The organism is Lacrimispora sp. YZC11, assembly GCF_057543815.1.
The window spans coordinates 250,577-262,757 of the sequence record NZ_BAAJYQ010000014.1 but is presented as its reverse complement, the minus strand read 5'-3'; the positions used below and the strand labels follow the sequence as shown (position 1 = coordinate 262,757).

Below are 12,181 nucleotides of genomic sequence, written 5' to 3'. Positions count from 1 at the left end.
AATTGTACCCCAGGGAACGTACTGCAGAAGCAGAGAGTGTAGAAATATAAGGGAGTATTTATGAAAGCGATAAGATTATATGGAAAAGAGGATCTGCGTCTGGAGGACGTAAATGTGCCTGAAATATCCGAGGATGAAATTCTGATAAAGACAAAGAGTGCGGCGCTTTGCGGAACTGATATCCGTATGTACAAAAACGGTGCGTCAGGAATCGATAAGGATCATCCGCTAATCATCGGACATGAGATCAGCGGGATCATTGAACAGGTTGGCAAACAGGTACGGGGCTATCGTCCCGGCATGAGGGTTGCCGTAGCCCCCAATATGGGCTGCGGAACCTGTGACCGCTGTGTGTCCGGCAATACCCATCTGTGCGCGGATTATCAGGCGCTTGGAATCAACTTAGACGGAGGATTTGCGGAATATGTCAGGATTCCGAAAGCGGCGGTTATCCAGGGAAATATAAAAATACTGGAGGACCACATGGGCTTTGACGAGGCGGCTGTGGCAGAACCGCTTTCCTGTGTGTACAACGGACAGGAGCAGGCAGGAATTCATCCCGGGGATAAAGTGCTGGTTATCGGAGCAGGGCCGATCGGTCTGATGCATGGAATGCTGGCAAAGATGCAGGGAGCAGGCATGGTCATGATGAATGATTTATCCGTAGAACGTCTGGCTTACTGTAAGTCTCTATATCCGTATATGCAGACCATAGAGGCAGATTCCCTTCGTGAGACGGTGATGCGTCTGACGAAAAACCGGGGTGCGGATGTGATTATTGTTGCCTGCCCGTCGGGAGAAATGCAGTCCATGGCCATCGAGCTGGCAGGCTTGTTCGGCAGAGTTTTGTTCTTTGGAGGCCTGCCAAAGGACCGGGAGAAGGTTTCAATCAACTCCAACTTAATCCACTATAAGCAGATCAGTATCCATGGAAGCACCAGGGCCAGTTTAAGCCAGTACCGCAAAGTCCTGGATTTTGCGGCAGACGGTGTCATCGACTTAAAGCAGCTTGTTACCCATGTCTATGAGATAGGCGATTACCAGAAGGCTTTTAGTGAAGCGGTAAAATCCATCGGACTCAAGCATGTGATACGATTTTAACCTCATCAAGTAAGTCCCCCATTTCAATGCCGGAAAGGCATAAGTGGTGATGGGGGACTTACTTGTGCCCGATAATGCGGGGCACGCTGTGAGTAAGTAGCAAAGCGGATTGCGAATATCCGATTGACAATTGGCATTCTCCTGACTTTATTTTTTTGGATATTTATAGTATATTAGATATAGTAAAAGCAGGGGTGAAGCCAAATGAATGAAAAAGAGACCGTATTTATGGAAGAAAGAAAGCAGATGATTTTGAATTTACTGCAGGAGACCGAGAAGGTGACGGTAGCCTATTTAAGTGAACTGTTCAATGTATCAGGTGCAACAATCCGCAGCGACTTAAGAGATTTAGAGAACGAAAAGCTTTTGCTCAGGACCCATGGCGGGGCAATGCGGATATCCAAGTCGGCATTTGAGATAGAGCCGCAAAAGCGCGGAGAATCTACCGAATGCAAGGAGGCGATAGCCAGGGAGGCGGTAAAGTTCATTGACGACGGGGATACGATTGCGGTGGATACGGGCAGTACCTGTTATATGTTTGCCAAGCTTCTGGGGACAAAAAAGGATCTTCGCGTCGTGACCAACGACTTAAGCATTGCCGCTCTGCTGGACCAGTTTGAGGATATTACAGTTTATTTCATCGGAGGTGTCATCCGTAAGCATTATAATTGTACGATAGGCAGCTTTGGTTCCGCACCGTTTCAGGATCTGGTTGTGGATAAGGCAATTATGGGTACAAATAGTTTTACTCTGGCAAAGGGAGCGACAACTCCTGATGTGGGACAGGCGGAGATGAAAAGGCTGCTTGTCTCAATATCGGATAAGGTTTTCATCCTTGGAAACAGTGATAAAATCGGCCGGAATTCGTTTGTGACCTTTGCGGAGAGCAATCACATTGATGTGATCATTACGGATGGGGCGATCAGTAAGGCATATAAAGAAAGCATAGAGGACAGTGGTATTGAATTGGTGATTGCTGAATAAAAGGGAGTGCGGCAAAGGAAAACTACGCCTCCACCTCAATCATTTGTTTCTAAGGCTGCTCAAAAAAATTCTAACTGGTATTTTTAAATAAACATAAACTGGTACTTTCGATAAGGCCAGTTTTGAGGCATAATAAGGATATTAACTTAGACTCTAAAATACCAGGAGGATTTATCATGTCAGAGCAATATGAACTCAATAAAAATCTGGCTCAAATGCTAAAGGGCGGCGTAATCATGGACGTCAGCACCCCGGAACAAGCGCAAATAGCTGAAAAAGCGGGTGCGTGCGCGGTGATGGCATTGGAGAGGATTCCCGCTGATATTCGGGCAGCAGGTGGCGTTTCCCGGATGAGTGACCCTAAAATGATTAGAGGGATTCAAGCGGTGGTTTCCATTCCCGTAATGGCAAAAGTACGCATTGGTCATTTTGTGGAAGCGCAGCTTTTGGAGGCCATCGAAATCGACTACATAGACGAAAGCGAAGTGCTTTCTCCGGCTGATGACATCTATCACATTGACAAAACTAAATTCCGCGCCCCCTTTGTCTGCGGTGCGAAAGACTTAGGAGAAGCATTGCGCCGCATTGCTGAGGGCGCGTCGATGATTCGTACCAAGGGCGAGCCAGGGACTGGCGATGTGGTGCAGGCCGTGCGGCATATGCGGAAAATTCAAAGCGAAATACGGATGCTCACTGCATTGCGGGCAGATGAATTATTTGAAGCCGCTAAACAACTGGCTTCCCCATTGGATCTGGTGAAATGGGTGGCACAAAACGGCAAACTGCCTGTGGTGAACTTTGCCGCCGGAGGCGTGGCGACTCCTGCTGATGCCGCGCTGCTGATGCAGCTGGGAGCGGAAGGTGTGTTTGTGGGTTCTGGCATCTTTAAATCCGGCAATCCGGAAAAACGTGCTGCCGCCATTGTGAAAGCTGTTACCAATTTTAATGATGCAAAGCTGATCGCAGAACTTAGCGAAGACTTGGGTGAAGCAATGGTAGGTATCAACGAGCAGGAAATCGCCCTCTTGATGGCGGAACGTGGAAAGTAGAGTGAGCACCATGAGAATTGGAATACTTGCCTTGCAGGGCGCATTTATAGAGCATGAAAAGATGTTGTCCAATCTGGGGGCAGACAGCTTCGAAATCCGGCAACGGGCAGACTTTACCGAAGAGATGAGCGGCTTAATTTTGCCTGGCGGCGAAAGCACGGTGATGGAAAAGTTGATGCGGGAATTAGAATTAAAGGAGCCAATCCTTCAAATGATTCAGAGTGGATTCCCTGTGATGGGTACCTGCGCTGGTATGATTCTGCTGGCGAAAACGATTATCGGAGGTGAAAGCCATCTTGCCTGTATGGACATTACAGTGGAGCGCAACGCATACGGGAGGCAACTGGACAGCTTCAAAACTGAATCGGAATTTGGCGGCATTGGAATCATTCCGATGGTGTTTATCCGTGCGCCATATGTTGCGAATGTTGGTCAGGGTGTGGAGGTTTTGGCAAAGGTTGATGGAAAAATCGTAGCTGCCCGGGAAAAGAATATGCTGGCTTGTGCTTTCCATCCAGAGTTGACGGAAGATACGACCGTTCATTCTCACTTTTTACACATGTGTAGATAAATGAATTGTTGAGAGAAGATTTTGTTGAGTGACAATAAAACGAGCTAAATAGAGTATGCCACATGATGCAGGGCCTCGATTGTTCGTGATGCTGCTTCCTGGCTTCCGTAGATATCGCTGTATTAAAATGATATAATTAGGTTTAGGGGAAACAGGAGGATCAAAACTGTAAAGCGGATTGTGCAGCGTGTATCCTCATTTTTCCATACTGGATTTAGTTGTTATCTCCTGATATTCTCAGAAGAAAGCATCAATTAAGAGCCAGCTGGCTCATAGTGAAGTTCAGGTTAGTTTAAAATCAAACAGATACACGATTTTCTGTGTATCTGTCTTTTGCTTCGCCTGGTATTGTCGTAATCGAAACAGTGCAAGACCGTAATGAACCCTGATAGTTGGAAACATGCAGCCTATGAACAGAAATCATACCTGTCATGCATCCAGATATGCAAAATCAATCACATCACACTCATTAAATTTAGCGAACCGTTTCATACAGCCGTTAACGGCTGCCTGAAGCTTTTTTGTTTGCCTGATTCCATCCTCATACCAGATGTTTTTGACAACCAGCGTACGTTTCTTTATGTCAGCAACTGCTTCCACGCGTCCGATAAAACTATTGCCATAAAGAATCGGTAAAACATAAAAACCATATTTACGTTTGTCAGCCGGAGTATAGATTTCCCAGGTGTATTCATAGCCAAATAATGCACGGATCAGCTTTCTGTCCCACATCATGCAGTCAAGCGGTGCAATCAGTTCACAGCGGGGTTTATAAGTATCGGTTTGTAATACAGTATCTATAAGAAATAAATCCTCTGCCTGGCAGAAAAGAATATCCTTTAAGCCGTCTACACTGACTTGCAGAATTTTCCCTTCATCGAGCAATTCTTTGAACATTTCAGTTCTTTGAGGAGATTTAAGCCCCCAAATATTTAACCATGCGTCAGACGGACGATTCCATAGAAGCCCTACTGCGCCTATCCGCCGAAGAATACGCCATTTTTGATGCTCAAATTCATCCGGCAGCGGGTCAGGAATGCCAAGGAGTTCGGCAGGTAAATGTTTATGGGTGAGGTCGTAATACTTCCGAGAGCCTTTTTTATGGTGAATGATCAGCTCACCGGTAGAATATAACTGTTCCAGCACCGCCCGTGATGCATTGGTATCGCCGCTCCAATTACCGCTCCAATGAATGGAAGAGTGCCAGTGTATGCTGCCCTGTATGGGCAGGTTGTCAGAGCCGACCGCTCCGTTTGCCTGGATGTAATCCTTCGTGTTTGCTTCCAGCTCCTCCAGTTCTTTGAAACGCCGTCCGCCTTCCCGTGCAGCATTCCGATAACGTTCAAAATACGGCCAGTCCTCTGTGGGAATGATGGAAAGATTTTTATCGGGATAATCCACAAGCATTCGGTCGTTATACAGCAGCTCGTAAAGCGTTTGCTTTGTAAAGCCTTTGACACGGGATTGCAGCGTAAGCTCCGCATTCTTTCCGCAGGAATCAACCGGATCAAACTGAATACAGCCTGCCTGGCGCACAAAATCAAAGGCGCCCTGCTTACCGTTAAATTTGTGATCGCCCAGCAGCCCGTGTTTGAGAAGCATAAAATGTCTTGCCTGTTTGTTAGTTAAAGTGATCATAGGTTTTCTCCCAGTATGTTTCCGGATTCGTTATTGTGCTCTCTTTTTGATGCAGTAATGTTCGCAATTCTAGATGCATTCATTCTACCACAATCCAAAATATTTTACTATCTTCCATAACTTCATATCATGTAAAGCCACGAATCTTTCGTCTGTTTGCCAGTCAATCCCAATCTTTAAAATTGTTTCGTTTGTTTCAGATTACCTGCAATAAAATCAGTTCATTCTTTCTGATAATCAAAAAATGTCGATAAATGTAAGCGCTTTACCATATGAAATATTAAAAACAATGACCAAAAACAAGTGAGAAATATGTAAAAAATATACAGCAGATCCATATCGTAATTTGATTATATTGAATAAATTCACCAATAAAGATTAGGATTTATTTACAAAGTTTGATACAAATGTAAATATATGGTTGATTATTAATTTTCTACGCTGTAATATTGAACTGTAAGCGCTTACACTACTATTTGGGAGGGAACAAAAATGAATGCTTTATTAAAGCGGTGCAGGAAGGCATTAGCTGTATTCCTTGCCGTGGCAATGCTGCCCCAGTTTGCAGCATCCGGTGGGGGGACTGCTTATGCAGAGTTATCCTCAGCTCTGGATGGCATTAAGGAAGCAACGCCGTCCAACGCGGCGGCCACGCCATCCAATGCCGATGCTTCTAAGGCATACGGGGATGTCTCTGTTCTGGAGACAATGGCTACGCCATCGGTTGCGGCTGCCTCTCCATCCAATGCAGAGCTTTCACTGACGGGTGAGAGCCGTTACAGCAGATCGGAAGGAAGCTATGATGTAACAAATGTAAGAGTACTTAAGCTTGCTTATGATGATACATCCATTACTCTGGTTTGGGACAAGCCGGAGAATTACGGGGATGTGGCAAATTACAATATATACTGTGATGAAGTAAAGATAGGAGATGCACGAAGCAATTTTGCAAAGTATGCGGATTGGGCCAGTACATATATGAACGCTTTTTACGGTTATTATGATGCCCGGGAGATAGATATGGTAAAGGCAGATATCCATACCTTCCGGGCGGACGGGCTCACACCGGATACCAGTTATACCTTTTCCGTTGCGGCAGTGGATGCAGATGGGGCAGAGTTGGGGGACAGGGCCTCGGTCATCTGGTCTACAACTGGGACGCCGGAAGTATTTGATATCCGGGATTACGGAGCGGAGCCGGTGGAAACAGGTTTTACTTCCAGTGATGAAGATACAGATGCCTTTATTGCAAAGAATACAAGGGCTATCCAGAGCGCCATTGATGCTTGCAGCGAAGGCGGAAAGGTAGTGATTCCGTCAGGAATCTATATGTCCGGTTCTCTGTATTTAAAGAGCAACATGACCCTGGAACTGGAAAAGGGAGCAGTTCTCTTTGGTTCGCCCAATGTGGGCCACTATGATCAGAACTATCTTTTATACCCTTATTCTACCGATACCAGGTCCTGGGCCCTGATCAATGCCTACAGCGCAGATGAAAACGGATTGTTTGAAAATATCCGTATTGTGGGAAAAGGCACGGTTTATGGAAACGGGTGGAAATATGGTTCCGGCAGCGCCATAAGCGGAGATGGTTATTCCCCTGCTTTTCAGAAAAGACAAAGCGGTGATCCTGACTGGACAAAAGCAGAGTTTCAAAAATATGCGCTGAAGAACTGGGTGGCAGGAAGCAACAGCAAGGTTTCCGGAAGCAGCAATTTTGGCATATTGGCCAAGAGCGCCTTTGATATGGGAAAAGGAAAGGGGCTTAACGACAGTGAAGCTTATGCCATGAGGCCAAATCTGATCGTTCTCCGGGGCGTGAATGGAGTTTATATCGAAGGAATCACAGTGGAAAATCCTGCAAACCATACGATTGCGGTCCTTGACAGTGAACATGTAGTTTCTGAAAATGTAAAGTACATTACATACGATGCAAACAATGGGGACGGAATCGAGCTTGGCAATACCCAGGATGCAATGGTTTTTAACAATTTCTTCGACACAGGCGATGATGCGGTCAATTTTGCCACCGGTATGGGCAAGGGCGTGCAGGATACGGAACAGAGGCCGTCAAGCAATATCTGGACCTTTAATAATTTTCTCCGTGAATGCCATGGAGGTGCCATTGCAGCAGGCAGCCACACCGGAGCGGGCATTGGGGAGATACTGGTGGAGGATAATGTCTTAAACCACAGTGATATGCCGTTCCGCTTCAAAAGCGCTCCTGTAAACGGCGGCGGGGTATCTGATATTCTGATCCGCGATTGCGCCGTAGGGGATGCCCAGCAGGTATTTACTTTTAGTACCTCCTACTCCGACGCCAATCAGGCCGTAACGGTAGAACCGGCAGATAAGCCGGCGGAGTTCTATGAGATTGACGCGTACAATATTACGGCGGATACCATTACAAAGAATACGTTCGAAATAACGGCATCTGTGGATTATGGAAAGATGTTCCAGCCATGGCATACCCACCATGATTTGTATTTCCAGGATATTACGTTTACCAACATTGAACCGTCCCTGGCAAAAAGCTCAGAATCGCTGGCGGGTGTTTCCAATGCCGTCTTCCACAACGTGGTCATGAACTGGAGGGGAATTGAGAAAAAAGACAATGACGCGGCAGCTTCTGATTACAAGGCATGGGGATCCGTTAAATTCTGCAATGACTTAAGCTTTACGGGAACCACGACCCAGTCCACCGTCTCCTATGATGCCATGGCAAAGCCGGTATGGCCGGATGATGTTCTGACGGTCGCCAGTGCGTCGGAAGCCTCAAGGAACGGATCTGAACGAAGAGTGAAGCTAAAATGGCCTGCGGCAGAAGACGGGGAACAGGAGACCGGCAGCGGAGGAATCACAGGCTATATCGTTGAAACCTACTTAAATGATGAATTGATCGACGTAACAAAGCCTGTGACCGGCACTTCCTGTGAACTGGGAGGACTTTCCCCTGATATGACCTATGTGTTTAAGATATATGCAGTCGATGCTCCGGGAAATAAGGTGCTGGGGCTCCTATATGACTGGACTACATCAGGAGGAGAAGACCCGGAAGTCAAAGAACCGGCAGATGGTAAAATCACATTCAGCGGAATTGGGTACACATGGGGAACTGCCAAATTCAAATCCGCGAAGGTGGCGGATTCCAGAATACGGGGTTATCATGCCTATGTAAACGGCGAGCTTGCGGCTACCGTTTATAATTACCAGCTTGAAAAACCAGAGGCGGGAGAGATCAGCATGACCATCGGCCGTATGCTGGAGGAGAAAAACGATGTATATCTGGAAGCGTTTACGGACTCGGACCAGATTTATGAGTACGAGGAGGAAACCGTAAAAACAACCAGGGCTTATGATTACCTTGCGCCGGTATGGAAAAGCAGTGGATTAAAGGTATCCTTATCCGGCAATGATTTCATCCTTTCATGGAACGAACCGGAGGATGAATCAGGTATCTACGCATACCGTGTTTATGCAGATGGAAAGCCCGTGTATACAACCGAAGGGGATTACTTTAATCATGTCAACGACGCTTATACCACGAAGGATACGTCCTTTACGGTGACAGGACTGGATCCGGCGGAGCATCACACATTCCGTGTAGAAGCAGCAGACCGCTGGTGGAAAGCCCTGAATGGAAGCGGGCCGTTCCATTGGACCAACAGCGGCCCGGCAGGAAACTGGAACGGACCGGAGGCGGAAGTCCTTTGGAGATCCTCGGCATTCGGGCAATCCACAGACTTAAACTTCAGTTCCAATGTGCTGGACAATAAAGTGGGGGTCAACTACACCTGGCCGGTAGGTTCCGGTGAACCTCTGGGTATGGAAGGAAGACCGGTCCAGGATGTTGTGATTGAATCAAGAGGCGGAAAGCTGCAGGCAGGACATGACGGTTTGACCTTTTATTATGCAGAGGTACCTACCAATAAGAATTTCAGTCTGACCGCAGATGTCACCGTAGAGCAAATGGGACCAGAGAACGGAACCAATCCAAACCAGCAGGAGGGCGCAGGTCTTATGGTCCGCGATATAAACGGCTCTCCCAGAAAGGATCCCTTAGAAGAAGGTTATGAGGAATATCCGGCCGCTTCAAATATGGTAATACTTCATGCAGGATCAGCAGGAAAAACACTGAATGCGGATTTAAACTTGCTGGCGGCAGCCCGCTATGGAGTTAACAGTCCGGCAGGAAATTTAAAGTCAGTAAAAACTACGGCAACCTTTGAAAAGTCCGTATCAAAAGCAGATAAAAAATATGCGCCGGAAGGTGCCCCCTATTCGTCCAATTTTTATGGGACCCAGATGAAGCTTCGTCTGGAGCGGACGGATGAAGGGTTTAAGGCCTCCCATCTTGATGATGAGGGTAATGTGGTCAGCACCTATACCTTTACGGACAAAAATGTCACCCCCAACATTGTGGCTCATCTGGATAAAGATACCATGTACGTGGGATTCTTTGCCGCAAGAAATGCCCGTATGTCGGTGAAAAATATCTCCTTGGTATTAAGCGATGTAGAACAGGCGGATGAGTCACCGGCTTATATTGCCCCAGACGATGAATCTGCGTCACTTTATGTGGCATCTGCAGCCTATACCAATCGCCCTGCTTATACGGTTTCAGCTCTTACCAATCAGTCTGGCCGTATGATTGTAAGCCAGGATGGAGCGGTCATTGCGGCAAATAAGGAAGTCACAGGAGGGGTCCAGTTCATTTGCCAGGCTGTCATCACAGGAGACGAGGCAGAATTCAAGTTGAGTTTTGTACCGAACGAAGGTGCTGATGCAGGAAAAGAGAAGGTGCAGACCTTCCGCGTGAAAAAGGAAAGCTATGGGAATGACTTATACGCGGCACCTGACGGAAGCGACTCCGGAGCCGGAACCATGGAGGCGCCCATGTCTATGGAGTCAGCGATAAACAGACTGGTTCCCGGAGGAACGATCTACATGGCAGAAGGAACGTACGGACCGTTCCAGATTCCCCTCAGTTCGTCCGGAAATAAAGATGCCAGGAAAGCCCTGACTGCAAGAGGAGCAGTAAAAATAGCAGGAAGCGGAAAGATCTTTGTTCTGGATTCCGATTACTGGGATGTAACAGGTCTTGATGTGGACGGTAAGAATGTGGAAGGAAGCAGAGGCGTGATGATCCACGGCAGTCACAATGTGATAAAAGATTCCCTGATCCACAACACTTCCAGTGATGCGGGCCTTACGATCACAAAGTCACGGGGCAGCAGGGCATTGTGGCCCTCCTATAACCTGATTGAAAACTGTGAGTCTTATGAAAACATTGACGGCTCAAGGATCAATGCCGACGGATTTGCTTCAAAATCCTGTTCCGGCGATGATAACCGCTTTATAAACTGCGTGTCTCATGATAATGCGGATGATGGCTGGGATCTGTACAATACCTTGTCCGACGGCCCCAACGGAAGGACCATTATTGAAAATTGTGTGGCATATAATAATGGGAACAATGGATTCAAGCTGGGAGGAGAAGGCCGGGAGGTCAGGAACATCTTAAGAAACAGTGTGGCATTCCACAATAATCTGGATGGAATTACAGATAATTTTAATCCGGGAGAACTGATCATCGAAAATAATACCTCCTTTGATAACCGGCGTTTTAACATCATCATGCGCCCCAGTCCTTATAAGTCAGATTCAGACGGAAATTTAACAGCCGACGGCACTGTGGTAAATAATGTATCATATCGAACCGCATCCTACAGTGCCTCCCTTGATAAAGTATACGATGATAAAATTGCAGCCAGAGAAATAAGCAATAATTATTTATATCAGAACGGAATGAATGCCATAACATCCGATAACTTCCTTTCCCTGAATCCGGCGGAATGCTTTAGCAGAGTTAATGGAAGAATCGTATTCGGCGATTTCCTGCGTCCGGCAAAGGACAGTGTCATAAGGAGGGCAGGTGCAGGTGCGGATCTGCCGGGAATCAATGATCCGGAACCGGAGCCAGAACCGGAACCTGAGCCTAAACCGGAACCTGAGCCAAAACCTGAGCCTGAGCCAAAACCTGAGCCTGTACCGGGAAAGAATACCGGCGGCGGTTCTGACTCAGACAGAGACTATGGCATAAAAAAACGCTCCGATGAAACAAAGGGAAGCTGGAAAAAGACTGGAGAAGGCTGGCGCTTCCAAAGACAGGATGGATCGTATCCGAAGGAAGAGTGGATAAAGGTCAGCGGAACATGGTACTATTTTGGACTGACCGGTTACATGGCCACCAGCTGGAATGAAGTCGGCGGAATCTGGTATTTTATGGACCAGAGCGGTGCAATGAAAACAGACTGGGTGATGTGGAACGGAACATGGTATTACATGAACCTTGACGGATCTATGGCGGTGGGCTGGATCAATGTCCATGACAAATGGTATTATCTGAATCAGTCAGGAGAATGCCTGATGAATACGATCACGCCGGACGGATACCGGGTTGATGAGAATGGAGCCTGGGTAAAATAAGATCATGACCAGACATAAAAAAAATAAAAAAACCACTCTTGACAAATAAAACAAAACAACATATACTAGTCAATAACTTCATAAACAAGTAAAAGCGTTGATAAGAACAAGTAGCAGTACGAAGGACCACACAGAAAGCAGCCGGCAGATGAGAGGCGCGTGGAATACGGATTGCGAATACATCTTTGAGCTTCGCACCCAACGGCCAAAAAGCCAAGTAGGCTGCGACGGATTCCCGCACCCGTTATTGTGCTAGAGTATCGCATCAGGTACTCAAAGAGGTGGACAGCGTGAGCTGTTTATAAACTTAAGGTGGTAACACGAGACTTCAGCCTCGTCCTTTTGATAG

Annotated in this window: 6 protein-coding genes and 1 other annotated feature; of the genes, 5 read left to right on the top strand and 1 reads right to left on the bottom strand. The window is 46.9% G+C overall.

The features are described 5' to 3' along the window. Positions 1 to 60 precede the first annotated feature (60 nt). The 4 genes from AC27IJ_RS14975 (at position 61) to pdxT (ending at position 3,705) form a co-directional block, all read left to right on the top strand. Positions 61 to 1,101 (top strand): alcohol dehydrogenase catalytic domain-containing protein, encoded by a 1,041-nt coding sequence (locus AC27IJ_RS14975; protein ID WP_312446869.1) that lies wholly within the window; start codon positions 61 to 63, stop codon positions 1,099 to 1,101. Between the two features lie 204 nt (positions 1,102 to 1,305). Further along, positions 1,306 to 2,085 (top strand): DeoR/GlpR family DNA-binding transcription regulator, encoded by a 780-nt coding sequence (locus AC27IJ_RS14970; protein WP_312446871.1) that lies wholly within the window; start codon positions 1,306 to 1,308, stop codon positions 2,083 to 2,085. Positions 2,086 to 2,261: 176 nt separating this feature from the next. After that, entirely contained in the window at positions 2,262 to 3,134 is an 873-nt protein-coding gene (gene pdxS, locus AC27IJ_RS14965; RefSeq protein WP_487149587.1) for a pyridoxal 5'-phosphate synthase lyase subunit PdxS, read from the top strand. Between the two features lie 10 nt (positions 3,135 to 3,144). Continuing rightward, entirely contained in the window at positions 3,145 to 3,705 is a 561-nt protein-coding gene (gene pdxT / locus AC27IJ_RS14960) for a pyridoxal 5'-phosphate synthase glutaminase subunit PdxT (RefSeq protein ID WP_487149585.1), read from the top strand. Positions 3,706 to 4,134: 429 nt separating this feature from the next. Here pdxT and AC27IJ_RS14955 read toward each other — a convergent pair whose 3' ends face one another. After that, complete coding sequence (locus AC27IJ_RS14955) at positions 4,135 to 5,343, bottom strand: winged helix-turn-helix domain-containing protein (protein WP_487149583.1); 1,209 nt, start codon at positions 5,341 to 5,343, stop codon at positions 4,135 to 4,137. Positions 5,344 to 5,835: 492 nt separating this feature from the next. Between AC27IJ_RS14955 and AC27IJ_RS14950 the strand changes: the two genes are divergently transcribed. Further along, entirely contained in the window at positions 5,836 to 11,832 is a 5,997-nt protein-coding gene (locus tag AC27IJ_RS14950; RefSeq protein ID WP_487149581.1) for a fibronectin type III domain-containing protein, read from the top strand. 88 nt (positions 11,833 to 11,920) lie between these two features. Continuing rightward, positions 11,921 to 12,177, top strand: a binding site (T-box leader). The last annotated feature ends 4 nt before the right edge of the window (positions 12,178 to 12,181 follow it).

What these genes read in the sequence shown, in the direction of transcription:
- pdxT (WP_487149585.1), top strand. Translation starts at nt 3,145, where the DNA reads ATGAGAATTGGAATACTTGCCTTGCAGGGCGCATTTATAGAGCATGAA.
- AC27IJ_RS14950 (WP_487149581.1), top strand. Translation starts at nt 5,836, where the DNA reads ATGAATGCTTTATTAAAGCGGTGCAGGAAGGCATTAGCTGTATTCCTT.
- AC27IJ_RS14975 (WP_312446869.1), top strand. Translation starts at nt 61, where the DNA reads ATGAAAGCGATAAGATTATATGGAAAAGAGGATCTGCGTCTGGAGGAC.
- pdxS (WP_487149587.1), top strand. Translation starts at nt 2,262, where the DNA reads ATGTCAGAGCAATATGAACTCAATAAAAATCTGGCTCAAATGCTAAAG.
- AC27IJ_RS14970 (WP_312446871.1), top strand. Translation starts at nt 1,306, where the DNA reads ATGAATGAAAAAGAGACCGTATTTATGGAAGAAAGAAAGCAGATGATT.
- AC27IJ_RS14955 (WP_487149583.1), bottom strand. Translation starts at nt 5,343, where the DNA reads ATGATCACTTTAACTAACAAACAGGCAAGACATTTTATGCTTCTCAAA.